At 67.8% G+C, this 19,348-nt stretch carries 20 protein-coding genes and 1 tRNA gene; 6 read left to right on the forward strand and 15 right to left on the reverse strand.

The genetic code is table 11. The annotated features are described in order from the left end of the window. Positions 1 to 15 precede the first annotated feature (15 nt). From ACWEIJ_RS10045 to ACWEIJ_RS10085, 9 genes are all read right to left on the reverse strand, one after another. Positions 16 to 828, reverse strand: coding sequence for a carbohydrate ABC transporter permease (locus ACWEIJ_RS10045; protein ID WP_449836784.1), 813 nt, complete (start codon positions 826 to 828; stop codon positions 16 to 18). Further along, positions 825 to 1,703, reverse strand: a complete 879-nt coding sequence (locus tag ACWEIJ_RS10050; RefSeq protein WP_449836785.1) for a carbohydrate ABC transporter permease — start codon at positions 1,701 to 1,703, stop codon at positions 825 to 827. The genes ACWEIJ_RS10045 and ACWEIJ_RS10050 overlap by 4 nt, the downstream gene beginning before the upstream one ends. Next, positions 1,700 to 2,902 (reverse strand): ABC transporter substrate-binding protein, encoded by a 1,203-nt coding sequence (locus tag ACWEIJ_RS10055; RefSeq protein ID WP_449836786.1) that lies wholly within the window; start codon positions 2,900 to 2,902, stop codon positions 1,700 to 1,702. Before ACWEIJ_RS10055 ends, ACWEIJ_RS10050 begins: the two co-directional genes overlap by 4 nt. Positions 2,903 to 2,969: 67 nt before the next feature. Further along, positions 2,970 to 3,164, reverse strand: a complete 195-nt coding sequence (locus ACWEIJ_RS10060) for a hypothetical protein (RefSeq protein WP_449836787.1) — start codon at positions 3,162 to 3,164, stop codon at positions 2,970 to 2,972. Positions 3,165 to 3,236: 72 nt separating this feature from the next. Further along, complete coding sequence (gene glfT1 / locus ACWEIJ_RS10065; protein ID WP_355446377.1) at positions 3,237 to 4,139, reverse strand: galactofuranosyltransferase GlfT1; 903 nt, start codon at positions 4,137 to 4,139, stop codon at positions 3,237 to 3,239. A gap of 3 nt (positions 4,140 to 4,142) precedes the next feature. Then, a complete protein-coding gene (wzt, locus tag ACWEIJ_RS10070) occupies positions 4,143 to 4,961 on the reverse strand; it encodes a galactan export ABC transporter ATP-binding subunit Wzt/RfbE (protein ID WP_449836788.1) in 819 nt (272 codons plus the stop codon). A 17-nt stretch (positions 4,962 to 4,978) separates the two neighbouring features. Beyond that, positions 4,979 to 5,893: a galactan export ABC transporter permease subunit Wzm/RfbD gene (wzm, locus tag ACWEIJ_RS10075; protein ID WP_449836789.1), complete on the reverse strand. Its 915-nt coding sequence runs from the start codon at positions 5,891 to 5,893 to the stop codon at positions 4,979 to 4,981. Positions 5,894 to 5,952: 59 nt separating this feature from the next. Beyond that, the gene (locus ACWEIJ_RS10080) at positions 5,953 to 6,804 is read right to left on the reverse strand and encodes a class I SAM-dependent methyltransferase (RefSeq protein WP_449836790.1); all 852 of its coding nucleotides are present in this window, start codon (positions 6,802 to 6,804) and stop codon (positions 5,953 to 5,955) included. 54 nt (positions 6,805 to 6,858) lie between these two features. Beyond that, complete coding sequence (locus ACWEIJ_RS10085) at positions 6,859 to 7,341, reverse strand: bacterial proteasome activator family protein (protein ID WP_449836791.1); 483 nt, start codon at positions 7,339 to 7,341, stop codon at positions 6,859 to 6,861. A gap of 82 nt (positions 7,342 to 7,423) precedes the next feature. Here ACWEIJ_RS10085 and ACWEIJ_RS10090 point away from each other — a divergent pair, with 82 nt between their 5' ends. Continuing rightward, entirely contained in the window at positions 7,424 to 8,623 is a 1,200-nt protein-coding gene (locus ACWEIJ_RS10090; RefSeq protein WP_449836792.1) for a cysteine desulfurase-like protein, read from the forward strand. 19 nt (positions 8,624 to 8,642) lie between these two features. Then, positions 8,643 to 9,287: a class I SAM-dependent methyltransferase gene (locus ACWEIJ_RS10095; RefSeq protein ID WP_449836793.1), complete on the forward strand. Its 645-nt coding sequence runs from the start codon at positions 8,643 to 8,645 to the stop codon at positions 9,285 to 9,287. Here ACWEIJ_RS10095 and ACWEIJ_RS10100 read toward each other — a convergent pair. Continuing rightward, positions 9,271 to 10,236, reverse strand: coding sequence for an NAD(P)H-quinone oxidoreductase (locus ACWEIJ_RS10100; RefSeq protein WP_449836794.1), 966 nt, complete (start codon positions 10,234 to 10,236; stop codon positions 9,271 to 9,273). The two genes, ACWEIJ_RS10095 and ACWEIJ_RS10100, sit on opposite strands and share 17 nt — an antisense overlap. A gap of 45 nt (positions 10,237 to 10,281) precedes the next feature. Here ACWEIJ_RS10100 and ACWEIJ_RS10105 point away from each other — a divergent pair, with 45 nt between their 5' ends. Both ACWEIJ_RS10105 and ACWEIJ_RS10110 read left to right on the forward strand, forming a co-directional pair. After that, positions 10,282 to 10,914, forward strand: a complete 633-nt coding sequence (locus ACWEIJ_RS10105) for a GNAT family N-acetyltransferase (protein ID WP_449836795.1) — start codon at positions 10,282 to 10,284, stop codon at positions 10,912 to 10,914. A gap of 79 nt (positions 10,915 to 10,993) precedes the next feature. Then, positions 10,994 to 12,502 (forward strand): M28 family metallopeptidase, encoded by a 1,509-nt coding sequence (locus ACWEIJ_RS10110; RefSeq protein WP_449836796.1) that lies wholly within the window; start codon positions 10,994 to 10,996, stop codon positions 12,500 to 12,502. Positions 12,503 to 12,563: 61 nt separating this feature from the next. Here ACWEIJ_RS10110 and ypfJ read toward each other — a convergent pair whose 3' ends face one another. From ypfJ to ACWEIJ_RS10130, 4 genes are all read right to left on the reverse strand, one after another. After that, positions 12,564 to 13,466: a KPN_02809 family neutral zinc metallopeptidase gene (gene ypfJ / locus ACWEIJ_RS10115; RefSeq protein ID WP_449836797.1), complete on the reverse strand. Its 903-nt coding sequence runs from the start codon at positions 13,464 to 13,466 to the stop codon at positions 12,564 to 12,566. Between the two features lie 571 nt (positions 13,467 to 14,037). After that, positions 14,038 to 14,799, reverse strand: a complete 762-nt coding sequence (locus tag ACWEIJ_RS10120; RefSeq protein ID WP_449836798.1) for a hypothetical protein — start codon at positions 14,797 to 14,799, stop codon at positions 14,038 to 14,040. Positions 14,800 to 14,857: 58 nt separating this feature from the next. Continuing rightward, on the reverse strand, positions 14,858 to 15,430 hold the full coding sequence (locus tag ACWEIJ_RS10125) for a hypothetical protein (protein WP_449836799.1): 573 nt from the start codon (positions 15,428 to 15,430) through the stop codon (positions 14,858 to 14,860). A 97-nt stretch (positions 15,431 to 15,527) separates the two neighbouring features. Next, positions 15,528 to 17,243, reverse strand: coding sequence for a bifunctional metallophosphatase/5'-nucleotidase (locus ACWEIJ_RS10130; protein WP_449836800.1), 1,716 nt, complete (start codon positions 17,241 to 17,243; stop codon positions 15,528 to 15,530). A 166-nt stretch (positions 17,244 to 17,409) separates the two neighbouring features. Here ACWEIJ_RS10130 and ACWEIJ_RS10135 point away from each other — a divergent pair, with 166 nt between their 5' ends. Further along, the gene (locus ACWEIJ_RS10135) at positions 17,410 to 17,841 is read left to right on the forward strand and encodes a MarR family winged helix-turn-helix transcriptional regulator (RefSeq protein WP_109633015.1); all 432 of its coding nucleotides are present in this window, start codon (positions 17,410 to 17,412) and stop codon (positions 17,839 to 17,841) included. A gap of 28 nt (positions 17,842 to 17,869) precedes the next feature. Continuing rightward, positions 17,870 to 17,954: transfer RNA gene (locus tag ACWEIJ_RS10140), tRNA-Ser, on the forward strand. Between the two features lie 103 nt (positions 17,955 to 18,057). Here the strand turns inward: ACWEIJ_RS10140 and ACWEIJ_RS10145 are convergent. Then, entirely contained in the window at positions 18,058 to 19,317 is a 1,260-nt protein-coding gene (locus ACWEIJ_RS10145) for a pentapeptide repeat-containing protein (RefSeq protein ID WP_449836801.1), read from the reverse strand. Positions 19,318 to 19,348: the final 31 nt, after the last annotated feature.

Genomic DNA, 19,348 nt, shown 5'->3' on the forward strand with positions numbered 1-19,348 from the left:
CTCTGCAGGGTGCCCTCACCCCTTGATTCCGGTCTCCGTCACCCCGCGGACCAGCAGTCTCTGCAGCGCGACGAACACGACCACGAGCGGCATGATCGAGACCGCCGCGGCGAGGAACAGCTGCACCACGTCGACCGACTGGGCCGTGAGGAACGTCGACAGCGCCACCTGCACCGTCCACGAGTCCTGGTCCTGCGCGATCACCAACGGCCAGAGGAACTGGTTCCAGCTGGTCACGAACGCGATGACGCCCAACGCGGCGAAGAACCCCTTCGAGTTCGGCACCACGACCCGCCAGTACGTGCCCCAGTGGCCGAGCCCGTCGATGCGCGCGGCCTCCTCCAGCTCGCGCGGGAAGTTCAGGAAGTACTGCCGGAACAGGAACGCGGTGAACCCGCTGAAGAGGCCCGGGATCACCAGTCCGCGCAGGTCGGACACCCAGCCCAGGGTCGACACCACCACGAACGTCGGTACGAACGTCACCGCCGCCGGGATCATCAGCGTCGCGATGACGAAGTACAGCACCACGTTCGCGTACCGGTACGGGATCCGCGCCAGCCCGTAGCCCGCCAGGCCGCACAACAACAACTGCCCGACCGTCTGCAGCACGGCGACGACGAGAGAGTTGACCATGCTGCGCACGATCGGCACGGACGGGTTGTCGAACAGCGCGGCGAAGTTCTCCCAGTGGATCTGGCTCGGCCAGAACGTCCACGACGACGCGGTGATCTCCTGCTCGGTCGCCAGACCGTTGCGCAGGACCAGGTAGAACGGGATCAGGAACAGCACCGCCGCCATCGACAGCGCCAGGTACCGCAGCGCCCTCATCGCGTGATCACCCGTCCCTGCAGCAACGTCACGCCCGCGATCAGCAGCGTGAGGATCACCGCGCCGGCGCTGCCGTGCCCGAAGTCCTGACCGCCCGACCCGAGCGCGGTGTAGTAGAGGTAGATCAACGGCGGCCGCGCGAAGGGCGGGTAGCCGCGGTCGGTCCCCAGCACGTTGTAGAACTCGTCGAACGCCTGGTACGCCGCGATGAGCAGCAACAGCACCACCGCCACCGACGTGGTTCGCAGCTGCGGCAAGGTGATGTACCGCAGCGTCTGCCAGCCGGGCCGGGCTCCGTCGATCCACGCCGCCTCGTAGAGGTGCCGCGGAATCCGTTGCAGCCCGGCGATGAAGAGGATCAGGTAGAAGCCGAGCTGCAGCCACAGCCGCAACGTCACGAGCACCAGCCAGTACCAGGGCGGCGACGTCGACACCGTCCACGCGACCGGCTCCGCGCCGAACCACCCCAGCACCGTGTTGGCGAGCCCGAAGCGCACACCGTTGAAGATCGACAGCTTCCACACCAGCGACGCCACGACGTACGAGCACGCCGTCGGCAGGAAGAACACCGACCGGAAGAACCCCTGCAGGAAGCTGATCTGGTTGACCAGCAACGCGAGCGCCAGCGCGAGCACGAACGTCAGCGGCACGATGAACGCGGCGAACAGGCTGAACGTGCCCAGGCTCGCCAGGAACGGCGCGTCGGTCAGCATGTCCGCGTAGTTGCGCAGCCCCACGAAGTCGGTGGGCGTCACCGTGTTGCGGGCGTCGAAGAACGACAGCAGCACGCTCCACCCGATCGGCACGTACACGAACACGACCAGCCCGATCGCGAACGGCCCGACGAACAGCCAGAACGCACGCCCGTTGCTCATCCGTACAGGCGCTTCAGCTCGTCCCGCACCTTGCCCGCGGCGGCGCGCAGCTCCTCCTCGGCTGACGCGCCGTCGCGCACCACGCGTGACACGGCGTCGCTGAACGCCGTGCGCATCACCGACGTCCAGTCCGGCGGGTTGGACGCCTTCGCGTTGTCCCGCACGAACTTCACGGCGTCGGCGGCCGCACCGGACGTCAGCTTCGACGCCTTCTCTGCGATGCTCCGGCGCGGCGGGATGTGGAACCCGTAACCGAGGTTGAAGTCCTCCTGGTAGTCGGTCTTCTCGATCCACAGCCAGCGCACGAAGTCCTTGGCCTCGTCGATCCGCTTCGACTTGGCGTTGACCATCGCCCCGAACGCGCCGACGGGCACGCTCGGCCTGCCGCTGTCGCCGAGCTTCGGGAACGGCAGCACCCCGAAGTCGTCACCCAGCGCCTTCTGCACGGCGGGAACCGCCCACAGACCGGTCCACTGCATCGCGACGAGACCCTGGGTGAACGCGTCCGGCTCCGCCCAGTCCTTCACCGCGCCGAGCAGGAGACCGCCGCCGGTGTACAGCTCGCGCAGCTTGCCGATCGCCTGTGCCGCAAGGGGGTCGTCGAACCCGACCTGGTGGTCCCGCACGTAGTCGAGCCCCGCCGACCACAGCGCGGGACCGCCCAGCACCGCGGCGCCACCGTCGTTGCCGGCGAACAGCCCCTTGACCCCGTTGCGCGTCAGCCGCTTCGAGGCGTCGACCAGCTCGTCCACAGTGGACGGCGGTTGCACACCCGCGGCCGCGAGCATGCTCTTGCGGTAGAACAACATCTGCATGTCCACGGCCTGCGGGACGCCGTAGACCTTCCCGTCAACGGTGTGCGTCTCGAGAATCGAGGCGGAGAAATCGCTCCTGGCGGCGCCGAAGACGTCGTCGAGCGGCACGACCTGACCCGCCCTCACCGAGCTGATCTGCAGGGTGGACTCGAAGACGTCCGGTCCGCCGTCGGACAGCAGGCTCGTCGCGAGCTTGGAGTCGTAGTCGCCGGGGTTCCACTGCACGTCGACCGGGGTTTTCGAGTACGCCTTGGCGTACCTCTCCACGGCCTGCTGCACGCCGGGCTCGCCGTAGGCGTGGTACCACTGCTTCAGGGCCTGGCCGTTGCCGCCCCTGCCGGTGTTCGAACCGCACGCCGCGAGCAATGCGGACGCGCCCGCCAAAGAGAGAAGTCTGCGTCGGGAGATCACCCATCACGTCTTACTCCGATCACCTCGGGTGCGCGAGCGGTTACTCGAAGTGCGCTACCACGACGTTGGAGAAGTTCACGACGTACTCACGGCCGTCCGGACCCGCGATCGGCTGCGTGTGGCCGTTTCGGACGATCTGGGTCAGCCTGGGCGCGAGGTCTTCCCGGGTCTGGGCGGTGACCGGGAGGGTGATGGGGTTCGGGTTCGCGGCGAGGAACAGCACAAGTCGGCTCATGCCTTGCAGCAAACCGCGTTCCGCAGGTGTGCTGAGGGCGGTTCCGCTACCAGCGATTCCGCCCTCAGCAGATCACTTGCGGAAGAAGCGCTCGCGCTGACCGAGGCGCACGAGCTTGAGCCACTCGACGAACGCCTTCGGGTCCCGCTTCACGGCGAGGAAGTACAGGCCGAACCGGAACACCTCCAGCGCGCCCAGCTTCCGCATGCCCGGCTGCGACAGCAGGTAGCCGCGGTTGCGGTAGGTGTAGTAGCGCTTGACCGGGTTCTCCGGGTCCTGGGCGTGGAACTTGCCGCCCAGCATCGGCTTGAACTCGTCGGAGCCGTCCGGGTGCACGTACGCGACCCGCAGCGACGTGCCGAACGGCAGACCGGAGCGGACCAGCCGGCGGTGGATCTCCACCTCGTCGCCGCGGAAGAACAACCGGTAGTCCGGCACGCCGATGACGTCCAGCGTGGACGCGCGGAACAGCGCGCCGTTGAACAGCGAGGCGATGCCGGGCAGGAAGCTCGTGCCGAGCTCGGCCGCCGAGCGCTTCCACGTCAGCCCGCGCCGCAGCGGGAACGCGAGCTTGTCCGGGCTGTCGATGTTCGTGACGACCGGCGAGATCTCCGCGAGCTTGCGGCGGTCGGCCTCTTCGAGCAGCACGGCCAGCACGTTCTCGTCCGCGGGACGGCCGTCGTCGTCGGCCAGCCACACCCAGTCCGCGCCCAGCGAGAGCGCGTGCAGGATGCCGAGCGCGAAACCGCCGGCGCCGCCGAGGTTGCGGTGCGACGGCAGGTAGGTCGTGGGAAGCGGGCACTGCTCGACGAGGTCGTCGACCGGCTGGTCAGGGCCGTTGTCGACGACGACCAGGTGGTCGGGGACACGGGTCTGGGTCGCGAGCGCCTTGAGCGACTCGGCCAGCAGCTCGCGGCGGTGGCGGGTGACCACCACCGCGACGACGGAGCCCTTGGGCAGTGCCTGGAGGTTCACGGTCTATTCGCCGCCATTTCCGCTGAGGACGGGGGAGGAGTAGCCGAGCCTGGCCAGCTGGTCCGCGCTCATCCGCTCGAACGGGTCGTGGCCCTTGTACTCGGTGAGCACCTCGCGCAGGCCGCCGTGCATCTTCACGCGGCCCTCGTCCATCCAGATCGCGCTGTCGCAGAAGTCGAGCAGCGTCTCGTCGGAGTGGTTCGCGAACACGAGCAGACCGGACCGCTTCACGAGGTCCTTGAGGCGGTCGCGGGCCTTCGCCATGAACGCCGCGTCGACTGCGCCGATGCCCTCGTCGAGCAGCAGGATCTCCGGGTCGATGGAGGTGACCACGCCGAGCGCGAGGCGCACGCGCATACCCGTCGAGTACGTGCGCAGCGGCATCTGCAGGTAGTCGCCGAGCTCGGTGAACTCCGCGATGTCGTCGACCCGCTTCTCCATCTCCTTGCGGGTCATGCCCAGGAAGAGGCCGCGGATCATGATGTTCTCGTAGCCGGAGATCTCCGGGTCCATGCCGACGCCGAGGTCGAAGACCGGCGCGACCTTGCCGACGATGCGCTGGCTGCCGCGGGTCGGCTCGTAGATGCCCGCGAGCAGGCGCAGCAGCGTCGACTTGCCGGCGCCGTTGTGGCCGACGAGGCCGACGCGGTCGCCGTGCTTGAGCGACAGCGTGATGTCGTGCAGTGCCTCGATGATCGGGACGCGGCCCTCCGAGCCGATCTTGCCGCCGACCTTGCCGAGCGCGAGCTTCTTCAGCGACCTCGACTTCGCGTCGAAGATCGGGAAGTCGACGGAGGCGTTCCAGACGTCGATGCTGACCATGTTCTGCCGACCTCCTCTTAGACCCAGTACGAGACGCGAGCGCGCCAGTTGCGCAGTGCCACGAGTGCGAGTGCCCAGCCGACGACCGTGAGGACGCCGACAACGGCCCAGTGGTGCCAGTCGACGACGTGACCGAGCAGGGGCGCCCGGACGATCTCGACGTAGTGGTAGATCGGGTTCAGCTCGGCGATCAGGACCCGCCAGTTGCCGCCCTGCTCACCCGCGACCTTGTTGAGCACACCCGCGTGCCAGACGATCGGCGTCATGAAGAACACCAGGTTGATGAAGCTGTGCACGACCGGCGGGATGTCGCGGAACCTGGTGCTGATGATGCCGAACAGCAGCGCGATCCACACGCCGTTGACGGCCAGCAGCAAAAAGCCCGGGATCGCGAGCAGGATCTCCCAGCTGATGCCCGGCTTGATCTGGGGGTCGTTGGACATCGTGTAGGGCTGGCTGAGCGTCGGGAAGTAGATCGCCAGCACGATGAGGTAGACGACGAGGTTGTGCGCGAAGAACAGCGTCTGCCGCCACACCAGCCGCAGCACGTGCACCGTGATCGGCGCCGGGAGGTGCTTGATGATCCCCTCGTTGGCGATGAAGACGTCTGTGCCTTCGTTCACACAACCGAGGATGAAGCCCCAGATGACGAACCCGACCGTGACGTACGGGAGGAACGTCGGCACGTTCTCGTGGAACAGCTGCGAGTACAGCAGGCCGAGGGCCAGCGCTGTGGTGCCCATCGAAATGGTGATCCACAACGGGCCGATGACCGACCGGCGGTAGCGCTGCTTGATGTCCTGCCAGCCCAGATGGCCCCACAGCTCGCGGTGCTTCCAGGCCGTCGTGATGTCCTCGAAGGCGCGGCCGAACGTCCTGGAGTTCGCGGCGGGGGGTGCCTCAGGATGGTCGAGCGTACTGGTGGCTTGCACGAGGACTGAGCGTACCGGCGAGTTCTGAACGACCTCGCCCCCGGTCGGTCACGGCGAGGTCAACGTTCCCGTTCGGCCGGAACACCGGTGATCTTCACGATCACCTGCTCGTGATCGACCGAATACCCTTCGTAGCTGAAGGTGATGCCGGTCTGCGCCACGTACTCCATCCACGCCTTGTGCTCGTGGTCGCGCCAGCCCTGGTAGTTGAAGTACTCGTCGAACAGCACGACCGAGCCGGTCCGCAGCCGCGGCCCGACCAGTTCCAGCACGGTCTTGGTGGAGGAGTACAGGTCGCAGTCGACGTGCAGGAACGCGACCGGACCGGGGTGCTCGGCCACGAAACCGGGCAGCGTGTCGTCGAACCAGCCGGCGATGAGCTCCGCACCCGGCACGTCCGGCAGCTGCTCGACGCCGAACGCGCCCGCCGAGAACCCGGTGCGCCAGTCCTCCGGCAGCCCGGTGAAGGAGTCGAAGCCGTAGACCTCGCGGCCGGCGGAGGCGTTGGCGATGATCTTCAGCGTGGTGCCGGTGTAGACGCCGAACTCCAGCACCATGCCGTCGACGTCCATGAGACTGAGCGCGTGGTGCAGCGTGGCGTGCGGGTCGGGGAACTGCGGCGCGGTCGGCATGTGCTCCAGCGCGAACTTCGCGCTGTCCGCCGCGGCGTCGCGTTCGGCGGCGAACAGCAGGTCGCGGCGCTGCCGGTGCTCGTAGTTCGCGGTGAGCTCCGCGAGCCGGTCGCCCTGGTACCGGATCGCCTCGTTGAGCTGGTGCTGCAGGTCGTCGATGCGTCCCTGCTGGACCTCGTGGTACGGCCGCACCACGTCGTCGATCGCCCGCATCAGCTTGTCGCGGAAGGCCTTGCGGAAGTAGCCGGGTTCTAGGCTCCGGCGAACTCGGTCGAGCACGTTCGACTCCTCACACGACTCAGCTGTGGGCCGCATGGTAGGCCCACGAACGGGTCAGAGGTACTGCCCAGTCCCCTTACCGGTCGGGCCGCCGTCGTGACCGTCTCCGCTGCCTGCCGGAAGGGCGCGGCCGCGCATCTGTTCGAGCTGTGCCCGTGCGGCCATCTGCTGCGCGAACAGAGCCGTCTGGATGCCGTGGAACAGGCCTTCCAGCCAGCCGACGAGCTGCGCCTGCGCGATCCGCAGCTCGGCGTCGCTCGGCGTGCCCTCCTCGGTGAACGGCAGCGAGAGGCGCTCCAGCTCGTCGCGCAGCTCCGGCGCCAGGCCGTCCTCCAGCTCCTCGATGGACCGCTTGTGGATCTCCTTGAGGCGGTTGCGGCTCGCCTCGTCCAGAGGTGCCGCCCGCACCTCCTCAAGCAGCTGCTTGATCATCGTGCCGATCCGCATGACCTTCGCCGGCTGCTCGACCATGTCGGTGATGTCACCGTCCTGGCCGCCGACGATGACGACTGGCTGCTCCTGGTTCATGGTCTCCATCCTGGCCTTCCTCGGTGCGCGGAGGTTATCCGGGTGGGGGCTGGCCGACACCGTGTTTGCCTTCATACGTACGGTGTGGGGCATGGCGTTCGACGTCGCACGGGTACGAGGGCTCTTCCCCGCGCTCGGCGACGGCTGGGTCCACCTCGACGCACCGGCCGGCATGCAGGTGCCCGAGCAGGTCGCCACCGCCGTCTCCACCGCGCTGCGCGCCCCGGTCTCCGGACCGGGCGGTATTTTCCCCGCCTCGCAACGGGCACAGGGCATCGTGGACGCTGCCCGCAGGGCCGTCGCGGACCTCGTCGGCGGTGATCCGGCGGGGGTGGTGCTCGGTCCGTCGTCCGCGGTGCTGCTGCAACGGCTCGCCGACGCGATGACCGACGACTGGTTCATGGGCGACGAGGTGCTCGTCTCCCGGCTGGACCACCCGGCGAACATCGCGCCGTGGCTGCGCGCGACCCAGCGCACCGGCAGCGCGGTCAAATGGGCAGAAGTGGACATCGAGACCTGCGAGCTGCCGAGCTGGCAGTACGACGAGCTGGTCACGGACCGCACCAAGCTGATCGCGATCACCGCGGCGTCCGGTGTCGTCGGCACCCGGCCGGACCTCGGCAAGATCTCCGCGGTGGCCCACGCGCACGGGTCGATGATGGTGGTGGACGCGTCCGCGGCCGCGCCGTTCGTGCCGCTGGACATCGTTGGCATGGGTGCCGACGTGGTGGCTCTTTCCGCTGGTCAGTGGGGTGGTCCGCCGGTCGGCGCGCTGGTGTTCCGCGACCCGTCGGTGCTGGAGCGGCTGCCGTCGTGCTCGGTCGACCCCACGGCGCGCGGTCCCGAGCGGCTGGAGCTCGGCCCGCACGCCTACCCGATGCTCGCCGGGCTCGTCGCGTCCGTGGAGTACCTCGCGGACCTGGACGACGCGGCGTCGGGCACGCGCCGTGAGCGGCTCGTCACGTCGCTGAGCTCGGTGAAGGCGTACCAGGCGGGGCTGCTCGCTAATCTCATCAACGAACTGCGTTCGCTGCGACACGTGATGGTGATCGGCGACGCCATGCGCAGGGTTCCGGCGCTGGCGTTCACGATCGCCGGGGTCAAGGCGGAGGACGGCGTGGAACACCTCGCGTCACGAGGCGTCTGCGCGTTCGCCGATCCCGGTCAGCACGGGGTGTTCTCGGTGCTGGGCGTCGGCGAGGTCGGCGGCGCCATCCGCGTCGGGCTCGCCCACTACACGAACGCCGTCGAGGTCGATGACCTGGTGAGGGCGGTGTCCGAGCTGGGCTGAGGGACATGGGAGATCTTGCTTGGACGACTCGCTGGCTCGCGAGCTCGCCGATCTCTCGGCCCTGCAGCGCATCGGATCGCTCAACACCGAGTACCTGCCGCAGCTCTCCGGCGACCTGCGTCCGGCGGCACTGGTCGCGGTGATGGACGAGGTCGTCCTCGGCGCCAGGACGGTCCTGGTGGAGCTCGGGTGCGGCAGCTCGTCGGTCCTGCTGGCGCGGTTGCTGCGGCAGCGCGGGTTCGGACACCTGCTGTCGATCGAGCACGACGAGCGCGTGGCCGCGTTCGTGGCCTCGCAGCTGCGGCGCGAGGGGCTGGGATCGGTCGCGCGCGTGGTGCACGCGCCGTTGACGCGGCATCCGGCGGCGTTGTCGCGCCACGGCCAGTGGTACGCGCCGCAGCTCGTGCACGACGAGGTGCTCGGGTACGTCGAACGGTTCGGGCTGGTGGACCTGCTGCTCGTGGACGGGCCGGGGTTCGGCGACTCGCGCTATCCGGCGCTGCCGGTGCTGCGGGCCGTGCTGGCGCCCGGCGCGACCGTGCTGGTCGACGACGTGGACCGGCCGGACGAACAGGCCGTGCTCGCGCGGTGGTCCGAGGAGTTCGGGCTGGCGTTCCGCACCGCTCCCCGGACCTCGCTCGCCGGTGCTACCGCTCTCGCCTGAGCAGCACCTTCCCGAAGACGTCGCCCCCGTCCAGCAACCGGTGCGCCGCGGCCGCGTCCGGCATCGGCACCGTCGCGCCGACGACCGGCTTGACCGCGCCGCTCTCGATCAACGGCCAGAGGTGCTCGCGCACCTGCGCCACGATCGCGCCCTTGCTCTCGACGGACCGGCCGCGCAACCCGGTCGCCATCACGGACGCCCGTTTGGCGAGGAGCTTGCCGATGGGCAGCTCACCCTTCACGCCGCCCTGCATGCCGATGATCATCAACCGGCCGTCGGGCGCGAGGACGTCGATGTTGCGGGGCAGGTAGGAGGCGCCCATGTTGTCGAGGACGACGTCGGCCTGCTTCACCTCGGCCACGAAGTCCTGGGTCTTGTAGTTGACCGTGATGTCCGCGCCGAGCTCGGCGCACCTGCGCAGCCGTTCGTCGGAGCCCGCCGTCACCGCGACGGTCGCGCCGAGCGCCTTGGCGACCTGGACGGCGTGCGTGCCGATGCCGCCCGCGCCGCCGTGCACGAGGAACGTCTCGCCGAGCTTGAGCCGGCCGTCCATCACGACGTTCGACCACACCGTGCACGCCACCTCGGGCAGTGCCGCGGCCGTGACGACGTCGACGCCCCGCGGCAGCGGGAGGACCTGCGGTGCCGGGACCACGACCTTCTCCGCGTAGCCGCCACCGGCCAGCAGCGCACACACCTCGTCACCGACGTGCCAGTCCGTCACGCCCTCGCCGAGCGCCGCGATCGTGCCGGAGCACTCCAGCCCGATGATGTCCGGCGCACCGGGCGGCGGCGGGTAGAAACCCTGGCGCTGCAGCAGATCCGCGCGGTTGACCGCACTCGCCGCGATGTCGATGAGGACCTCGCCCCTGCCCGCCACGGGATCGGGAACCTCGGTCCACTCGAGCACTTCCGGGCCGCCGGGTTCACGAACGGTGATGGCACGCATGCGACCGACCGTAATACCGTTCGACACGTCCGGCACCATCGGATCATGGACGCCTGGCCACTACGACATCTGGTCCTCCGCACCCCGCGCCTGGAACTGCGCCCGGACGACGACGAGGGTCTGTTCGAGCTCGTCGAGGTGGCGAAGGAGGGCGTGCACGACCCGGCGGAGATGCCGTTCCTCGTGCCGTGGACCGACACGCTTGCGGACGACCACGGTTTCGGGACGCTGCAGTTCTACTGGGGCAAGCGCGCGGCGTTCGCGCCGAAGGACTGGTCGATCAACTTCCTGGTGCGGGTCGACGGCGCGGTCATCGGCACGCAGGAGATCGGCGCGCGCGACTTCGGCGTGCTGCGCGAGGTGAACACCGGTTCGTGGATCGGCCAGAAGTTCCAGGGCAACGGGTTCGGCACCGAGATGCGCATCGCCGTGCTGCAGTTCGCGTTCGACCACCTGGACGCACGCATCGCACGTTCGGCGGCGTGGCTGGGCAACCACGCGTCCAACCGCGTCAGCGCGAAGCTCGGCTACGTGCAGGACGGCACTGTCGGCGCCGCACCGCGCGGTGAACGCCTTGAGCACGTTCGACTTCGTCTGGACGCGGCGAACTTCGTGCGCCCGCAGTGGAACGTCGAGGTCGACGGCCTGGCCGAGTGCCTTCCGCTGCTCACGAGCTGAGATACCGACGACCGACGGATTGTGGCCCAGGTCTCTTCTTTGTGAGGGTTCAGCGAGTCTCGAACGAAGGGGAACGTTCATGTCTGGCAGATCCAAGCTGGCGACTCTGCTTGCCGTTTCGGCACTGGTCGCCGCCCCAACCGCCACCGCGTCCGCCGCAACTGAACCAGATGGCCCCGCACTCGCCAAGAAGCTCGCCAAGAAGGTGACCGCCGAGGGGATCAACCGGCACCTCATCGCGTTGCAGCGCATCGGTGACCGCAACAACGGCACCCGCGCCGCCCTCACCCCCGGCTACGACGCGAGCGTCGACTACGTCGCGGGCAAGCTCCGCGACGAGGGTTTCATCGTCTCCACGCCCACGTTCAGCTTCGACGTCCCGGTCACCGACGCCGACACCGCCCGTGTCGACGGCACGACCTACCAGGCCCTGATCATGACCGCTTCGCCGCAGACCCCGGTCGGCGGCGTGACCGGCCCGCTGCGCGTCGTCCCGGAGGACGCCACCACGGGCTGCGAGGCGTCCGACTTCGCGGGCCAGGACTTCACCGGCTCCATCGCCCTGATCCGCCGCGGCGGCTGCACGTTCGCGCAGAAGCACCTCAACGCGTTCGCCGCGGGTGCCATCGCCGTGCTGGTCTCGAACAACGTCGCAGGCCCGCTGCAGAACGTGACGCTGACCAACCCCGGCAAGATCCCGGTCGGCGGCGTCTCCCAGGCCGACGGCACCGCGCTGATCGCGAAGGCCGGCGCCGCCATCACCGTCGACATGCGCTTCCACAACGAGACCCGCACCCAGCGCAACGTCGTCGCCCAGACCCGCACGGGCCGCACCAACAACGTCGTGATGGCGGGCTCGCACCTCGACTCCGTCGAAGCCGGCCCCGGCATCAACGACAACGGCTCCGGCTCGGCCACCCTGCTGGAAACCGCCCTGCAGCTGGGCGCCAGCCCGAAGGTCGACAACGCGATCCGGTTCGCCTGGTGGGGCGCCGAGGAGCGCGGCCTGATCGGCTCGACCGAGTACGTCCGCTCGCTGACGTTCGAGCAGCAGCTGGACATCGCCCTGTACCTGAACTTCGACATGGTCGCCTCGCCGAACGCCGCCTACTTCATCTACGACGGCGACGACTCCGACGCCGTGGGCGCGGGCCCCGGCCCGTACGGCTCGGCGCAGATCGAGAAGGCCTTCGCCGACTACTTCGCGGCCAAGGGCGTCCCGACCGAGGGCACGGACTTCTCCGGCCGCTCCGACTACGGCGAGTTCATCGCGCAGGGCATCCCGGCCGGTGGCCTCTTCACCGGCGCGGAAGGCGTGAAGACCGCGGCCCAGGCGGCCAAGTGGGGCGGCACCGCAGGTACCGCCTACGACCCCTGCTACCACTCGAAGTGCGACAACCTCGGCAACATCGACCGCGTCGCGCTCGGCCGCAACGCCGGCGCCATCGCGTTCGTGACCGCGGCCTACGGTGTGTCCACTGAGGACGTCAACGGCGTGCCGCCGCGCTCGAAGCGCGCCGACGCCCGTGGCTCGGCGAAGATGTCGCTGGCCGTGCACGACGACCACGACCACCTGGCAGCCTCGTAGGTCCTTGACGCAGAAGGCCGGGTCTCCCTCGCGGAGGCCCGGCCTTTCGCGTTCGGAGTCGTCAGCCCAGGTTGTTCGTGTCGAACGTGTTGCAGCGGGCCGGATCCCCGGTCTGCAGCCCGGTCGTGAACCACTTCTGCCGCTGCGCCGAGCTGCCGTGGCTGAACTTGGTCGTGTCGACCTTCCCGCCGCCGAGCTCGCGCTGGATGAAGTCGTCACCGATGCGCGACGCCGCGTCGAGCGCCGCGTTCACGTCGTCCTGGGTGATGTTCGTGATGAGGGGCTTGCCGTTGGACGCCGGGGTCGTCGTCGCGTGGTTGCCCCAGGCGCCCGCGTAGCAGTCGGCCTGCAGCTCCAGCCGCACCGAGCCGGACGTGGGACCGGTGCCCGAGCCGACCCGGTCGGAGGTGCCCAGCAGGTTCTGGATGTGGTGGCCGTACTCGTGGGCCAGCACGTACGCCTCGACGAACGGGCCACCCTGCGCGCCGAACTTGGTGCGCAGCTCGTTGAAGAAGTCCAGGTCGATGTACACCTGGGAGTCGGCCGGGCAGTAGAACGGGCCGACCGCGGAGGTGGCGTTGCCGCAGCGGGTGTTCACGCTGTTGCGGAAGAAGTTGGTCTTGGTGACCTGGTAGCTCTTGCCGGAGCGCTTGAACTGGTCGGTCCAGTAGCCCTGGATGGAGTTGATGATGGCGACGACCCGGCAGTCGCTGTCCTTGTTCGCGTCGGCGCCGGTCTTGCACTTCTCGGCCAGCTGGCTGGACTCCACCTGCGAGTTCGGGCTGAGGCCGCCGCTCTCCAGGCCGCCCGCGGGCAGCTGGATGCCGGTGAACTGCTGGATGAGGAAGTAGACGATCAGGCCGACCACGCCGAGGCCGCCGCCGACGCCGGCGACGCGTCCGCCCACGCCCCGCTGGTCCGAAACCTGGGAAAGATCGAGATCCGCGCCTTCGTTGAACTGCACCGCAATCCTCCTGTTAAGGACCCCATGGGTGCCGCAAACGATAAAGCACCAAACACGCCTCGGTGCGGAGCCCGACGTCGGGGCACCGCACCGAGGCTTTCCCATTTGGTTGTGACGACTACGGCCCACGGAGGTTGGCGTGGCGCTCAGCCGGTGGCGCCGTGAGACGACACCGAAGCCGAGCTCAACAGCGTCGAAGTGCGCCGAGCGACGCCGATGGCGCCTGGGCACCCGAAACCTCGTGCCCGTCGCTACACAGTCGCGACCGGACCGTTCACGTCCGATCCACTCGCGGGGATGCGACAGACCGCGTTTCGCCACAGCGAGGAGTTACCTGCACGGCACCACCTACCCCTTCTGGGCGTGGCTTCCGGTGGTCTAGTTCAGTCACCTTCCGGTTGCCAGCTCGTTATCGAGCATGCGCTTGATCACCGCATATCTCAACACCTCACCCGGAACCTGAATTGGTGAAGTCAGACGGGTGACCTGCGGAGATCGACTGTGCGGACAGCAATCGCCCGGCGAGAACGCGCTCGCCGGGCGATTGTGAGAATGAATCAGTTTCTGGGATTCAGGCGTTGGAACGGCGGCGCGCGCCACGACGCGCCAGCACGCCTGCGGTCATCAGTCCGAGACCGGTCAGCAGGAACTCCAGCGGGTCCGCGCCGGTCTTCGACAGGTTCGGGATCTGGGCCGCCTGGAGCGACGTCTTGGTGCCCGTCTGCGGGATGCCGGCACCCGAGTCGTCACCGCTGTTGCTGCCCCCGCCGGGGTTGTTGTTGTCGCCGCCGTTGCCACCGCCGGGCTGCTCGCCACCCGGCTGACCCGGCTGGCCGGGCTGACCCGGCTGACCCGGTCCCGGCTGCTCAGGCTGCGGCTGGGGCTGGGGCACCTCCGGCTGCGGCTCCTCCGGCACGTCGGTCTTGCCGCAGTCACCGCTCGCGGTGCCGAGCACGGCCGCGCTGGTGCCGCAGACCGTCACCGGGGCCTCGACGGTGCCGTTGGGCTTCTCCGGCTTGGTGTCGCCGCAGCTGCCGGAGCCGCCACCGGCCACGCCGACCGCGTTGCCGCACACCGTGACCGGCGCGGAGATGAGGGCCTTGTCGGTCTGGGTGCGCGCGGCGGGCTTCTCCTCGCACGTGGCGTCGCTGGTGCCCAGCACGTTGACCGCGTTGCCGCAGACCTTGACCGGGATGCTCACCAGGTTGCCGACGCGGACCTCGTCGTCGACGTTGACCGGCAGCGGAACGGCCTGGGCGAATCCGGCGGTCGCGACCATGATGCCGCCGGTCAGGAGGGCGGCGGACATGGTTCGGTTGAGGTTCTTGCGCATGACTGTTCTCCCTGAGGTGGAATGACGGATCCCTTGCACGGCTTGGTGGGCCGAGGGATCAGTCGGGGGAGTACGTCGGTTCCTCCGCGCGCACGGTGCGCGGCGCGTGTTGCTGTTCGGTGGTGACGAGAGACGTTGTGGTGGTGGGCGGCCGCATCGCGCACGGCAGCGTGCCCACCGGAATCTGACCGCCTGAGGAGGCCCCCGCGCCGCTCTGCGGGAGCGTGCCGGTCATCGGCGGCTCCGCGTGCGGTTGCGGCGGCTGCGGGGAGGGAGCGGGGTCCGCGGGCCCTGTCGTCGACGGTGGCGGCGCGGGCGGTTGCTGGTGCTGTGACGGCGCCTCGGCGTGGACGGGCACGTCCACGACCGGCTGAGGTTGCGGCGGCACAGGTGGTTCCGGGGGCTCTGTGCGGGGGTCCGGCGCCGGAGGCGGCGGTGCTTCGGGCTGCTTCGCCGGCACCAGCCCGGTCTCGACCTCGAGTCCGACGTCGGCGGCGACGGGGAGCCGAACCTCGATCTTGAGGTGGTCGATCTCGACCTTGACGTCGGCGTTCGCCTCGCCCGCGCCGCCCAGCAGCCAGGCGCCGGTCACCAGACCGGCGAGCAGCAGTAGCCGACGCAACCAGGACATCGGCCCTCACCTTAGATCAAATGGAGCAGCCGGACACGCGAAAAAGGCCATCTCGGCGACTTTCGTCGCCGAGATGGCCTTCAGCCGCGTTCTGCGGTTACGGCTGGCGCGTGATGCGGTCGAGCGCCGGGGGCTGCTGACCGGGGTGCGCCGTCAGGTACTTCGAGAAGGCGTCCAGGTCGATGCCGCCACCGGTGATGGCGGTGCCCTTGGTGAACTCGCTGAAACCGTCACCGCCGCCCTGCAGGAAGCTGTTCACCGTCACGCGGTAGCTCGCGTTCGGGTCCAGCGGTGCGCCGTTGAGCGTGATGCCGGAGACCCGTGAGCCGAACGGTGCGGACGCGGTCCACGTGTACTTCAGGCCGGACGAGGGCTGCAGCACGAACGTCCTGGCCGCGGTGAACTGCTGCTCCAGCACGTTCTTGATGTTCGCGCCGGTCAGCGTGATCGTCTGCAGGATGTTGCTGAACGGCTGCACCGTGAACGCCTCGCCGTAGGTGGCCACACCGTTGCCCTCGCCCTCGGGGGAGCTGGCGTAGGTGAGGTCCGCGCGCACGCCACCGGGGTTCATCAGCGCGAGCACCGCGCCGTTGCCCTTGGTGGCTTCCAGCTGCGAGTCGGCGATCAGGTCGCCCAGCGGCGACTCGCCGGCGGGGTTCTGCGCCTTCACGATGTCCGCGGCGATGGTGCCGACCGGACGGTTCGCGATCGGGCGGACCTTCGTCTTCGCGAGGTCGACCAGGGCCTGGATCTCCGGGTCCGGCGTGACCGTGCGGGTGACGATCTTGTTCTCCGCCTTGGTCTCGCCGCGGATGACGTCGCGCGTCCTGCGGTCGATCTTGAGGTCGAGGACGCTGAGCTCACGCCCGAACGCGAGACCCTCGATGAACGGACGCGGGTTGCCCGCGGGGTCCTTGACCACGCAGTTGTAGTGCTGGTGGCTGTGGCCGGACAGCACCGCGTCGATCTTCGGGCTGACGTTCGCCGCGATGTAGCTGCCGGGGTTCTCCGGCGCCACGTTGCACGCGTTGGGGCCGCCGCCCGGCGAGGTCACCTGGTCGCCCTGGTGCACGAGCAGGACGATCGACTTCACGCCGATCGCGTCGAGGAAGTTTGCGTACCTGTTGGCCGCCTTGACCTCGTCACCGAACTGCAGCTCCTTGATGCCGTTCGGGTCGACCAGGATCGGCACGTCCTTGAGCGGCATGCCGATGAAGCCGATCGGGATCCCGTCGCGGATCTCGACCCAGAACGGCGGCAGCGCGGGCAGCCCGTTCTTGGCCTTCGTGACGTTGGCACCGAGGATCGGGAAGTTCGCGCCGGGGTAGGTGTCGCGCCACTGGCAGCCGTCCGTCGGGTGGCAGCCACCGCGCTGCATGCGCAGAAGCTCCTTGTAGCCCTCGTCGAACTCGTGGTTGCCCGCCGCGGTCGTGTCCATGCCGACCTTGTTGAGCACCTCGATCGTCGGCTCGTCGTGGAACAACGCCGACACCAGCGGCGACGCGCCGATCAGGTCACCCTGCCCGACGACCACCGAGTTCTTGACCTCCTTCTGGAGGTTCTTGATGTGCGTGGCGTTGTACGCGGCACCACCGGCGTCGACGGTCGTCCCGTCGGCCAGCGTGACCCGCCCGGACGACCCGGTCGGCGGCTCGATGTTGCCGTGCAGGTCGTTGATGCCGATCAGGCGCACGTCAACCGTGCCCCGACCGCGCAGTGACTGGACATCGGCCTGGGCAGGCCCGGTAGCGCTGATGACAGTGGCCGCGGCGGCGGTGATCGCCAGAACGGAAAGCCGTCTGAACGAACTCATGGGTGAGAGCCCTCTCGAAGGCGAGGTTAACGCGCGTGTACGGCGCAGCAGTCTGCCTCCCGGACGCGACGTTTGCCAGAGGAATGACTCGATCGTCATGCTCGGGTTTAGCCTTGTTCGCGTGACGTCTAGTGAGCAGGAGCCGCGCTGGCTCGACGAGGGCGAGATGCGTGCGTGGCGCACCTACGTGAACGGTTCCTCCATGCTCATGGACCGCCTGCACCGAGAGCTGCAGGACACGCACGGTGTGTCACTGGCCGACTACGAGATCCTCGTACGCCTGTCCGAACAGCCCAACCACCGCATGCGCATGACCCAGCTGGCAGAAGACGTGGCCTCCTCCAAGTCCCGCGTCTCCCACCAGGTGGCCCGCATGGAAAAGGCAGGCCTCGTCCTGCGCCGCGAGTGCACCGAGGACGGCCGCGGCGTCCTCGCCGAACTAACCCAGAAGGGCATGGCCCAACTGGTCGAAGCCGCCCCGACCCACCTGCGCGGCGTCCGCGCCCACATCGTCGACCTCCTCACCCCGGAGGAAGGCGAAGTGCTCGCGAAGGTGTTCGACCGGGTCATGACACACCTCCGCGAGTCGAACGGCTAGGCTTCTCGGCTGACGCCGGTGGCGTCGGGGAAGCGTGGCAGAGCGGCCGAATGCACCCGCCTTGAAAGCGGGAGACGGGCAACCGTCCGGGGGTTCAAATCCCTCCGCTTCCGCAGCTCAGAGGAGGTGTGACCGGCCGTTGAGGCTGGTCACACCTCCTCTGGTGTAGCAACGGGTGTAGCAACGGCTCGGTCGCACAAGGTGATCCTGACCCGGCTAAGTTTCGCGTCCTGATGACTGGCCCTCGCTGCGGACGATTTCAGTCTCGTCTCCTGAACCAGGGCACGCTCGCCAGCCGTTAGGCCAACTCGTAACTTGCCCGGGTCGAGTTTTTAATCTTGCTTCGCTGAAGTCGAATCCGGGCGATGGCCAACCTTCTTCTGCCATCTTGAATTCGCCGTAATGATCAGTGGTTAGCGTGCAATCATCAAACTCGACATCTCCACCGAAGGATGCTTCAGTGAAGGTGGCCAGACTTCCTAGTGTAACGCCAATAAATGCAAAAGTACCCTCGAAGCGAGCTTGGTGAGCCCATAGTGTGCCGGGCACTAGGCACCTCGTGAAAGCCACCTGATCGAGAAAGGTCGATGCTTCGAGGTCAATGGCGATATCAAAGTCTGCCTCATAGAACCATACGTCTCGGCGAAATACCGTCTCACGGATATGTGGCGTCGAAACAAACTTGGCGTGCGCGAAATCCGCTCGACCGATGTGACACCTGCGTAGTTCTAGCCCGACAAGTACCGCACCTCTCAAGCTTATGTCATACACATCTTTGCAATCACACGTATTCAAGGGGTGGGATTCGTCAGCGCGGAGTAGGCTTTGCAGAATCCTTTGTGCGGTTAAGCGAACCTGCAACTCCTCGTACGGATACAGCTCATCTTTTGTCTTTCCTTCCAGTATCGAAGGGGGTGCTGACTGGTAGTAGTTCGGCTCTGTATCCACAGGCAGGTGGTAGGGCATCCGAAGATACGCGCACAGGATGTTGATGATCGTCTGGCAATGATCGGCGTTTCCATGAGCGAGACGCTCGAGTGCATATAGGCCGCCAAGGCGCACAGGGGCTTTCTCTGACCCAAGCTGCTCAACCGCTTTTGTGTACAGGTCGGTTATGCGCCGTTCCCTGGTGTCGAACTCGCTTGACTCGGCAATCCTCTCTTGGTGCCTCTTGGTCTCTTCTGCGATACGAGAACTCTCAACGATCTGTATCTCGGTTGATCTCTGCTTCCGTGCTGTGAGCCAAAGCGCGAAAGCTCCGCCTGTTCCGATGGCAAGGCTGAGAGCTGTGCGAATAGCGTCAAGGTTGGCCCGAGCGCGTTCGACATCGCCGAGTGCTTGCGTGTACTTAAGAAGGACAAACAGGCCGCCGCCCGTGACTGCAAGAGTGAGCAGTCCTACCAGCCCAACCCATCGCCATTGCAGGACGGGTAGCCTTGAGTAAATTTGTGGTGAGCGACGGTCTGATTCTGTCATCCAATCAGTCTGAGGCATTTTGCGCATCGTG

It is taken from the genome of Lentzea sp. NPDC004789 (assembly GCF_053601075.1).

Excerpts from the sequence above, each read along its gene's own strand:
- ACWEIJ_RS10045 (WP_449836784.1), bottom strand. The coding sequence starts at position 828 with ATGAGGGCGCTGCGGTACCTGGCGCTGTCGATGGCGGCGGTGCTGTTC.
- ACWEIJ_RS10050 (WP_449836785.1), bottom strand. The coding sequence starts at position 1,703 with ATGAGCAACGGGCGTGCGTTCTGGCTGTTCGTCGGGCCGTTCGCGATC.
- ACWEIJ_RS10060 (WP_449836787.1), bottom strand. The coding sequence starts at position 3,164 with ATGAGCCGACTTGTGCTGTTCCTCGCCGCGAACCCGAACCCCATCACC.
- wzt (WP_449836788.1), bottom strand. The coding sequence starts at position 4,961 with ATGGTCAGCATCGACGTCTGGAACGCCTCCGTCGACTTCCCGATCTTC.
- ACWEIJ_RS10085 (WP_449836791.1), bottom strand. The coding sequence starts at position 7,341 with ATGGAGACCATGAACCAGGAGCAGCCAGTCGTCATCGTCGGCGGCCAG.
- ACWEIJ_RS10090 (WP_449836792.1), top strand. The coding sequence starts at position 7,424 with ATGGCGTTCGACGTCGCACGGGTACGAGGGCTCTTCCCCGCGCTCGGC.
- ACWEIJ_RS10100 (WP_449836794.1), bottom strand. The coding sequence starts at position 10,236 with ATGCGTGCCATCACCGTTCGTGAACCCGGCGGCCCGGAAGTGCTCGAG.
- ACWEIJ_RS10105 (WP_449836795.1), top strand. The coding sequence starts at position 10,282 with ATGGACGCCTGGCCACTACGACATCTGGTCCTCCGCACCCCGCGCCTG.
- ACWEIJ_RS10110 (WP_449836796.1), top strand. The coding sequence starts at position 10,994 with ATGTCTGGCAGATCCAAGCTGGCGACTCTGCTTGCCGTTTCGGCACTG.
- ACWEIJ_RS10120 (WP_449836798.1), bottom strand. The coding sequence starts at position 14,799 with ATGCGCAAGAACCTCAACCGAACCATGTCCGCCGCCCTCCTGACCGGC.
- ACWEIJ_RS10125 (WP_449836799.1), bottom strand. The coding sequence starts at position 15,430 with ATGTCCTGGTTGCGTCGGCTACTGCTGCTCGCCGGTCTGGTGACCGGC.
- ACWEIJ_RS10130 (WP_449836800.1), bottom strand. The coding sequence starts at position 17,243 with ATGAGTTCGTTCAGACGGCTTTCCGTTCTGGCGATCACCGCCGCCGCG.
- ACWEIJ_RS10135 (WP_109633015.1), top strand. The coding sequence starts at position 17,410 with ATGCGTGCGTGGCGCACCTACGTGAACGGTTCCTCCATGCTCATGGAC.
- ACWEIJ_RS10145 (WP_449836801.1), bottom strand. The coding sequence starts at position 19,317 with ATGACAGAATCAGACCGTCGCTCACCACAAATTTACTCAAGGCTACCC.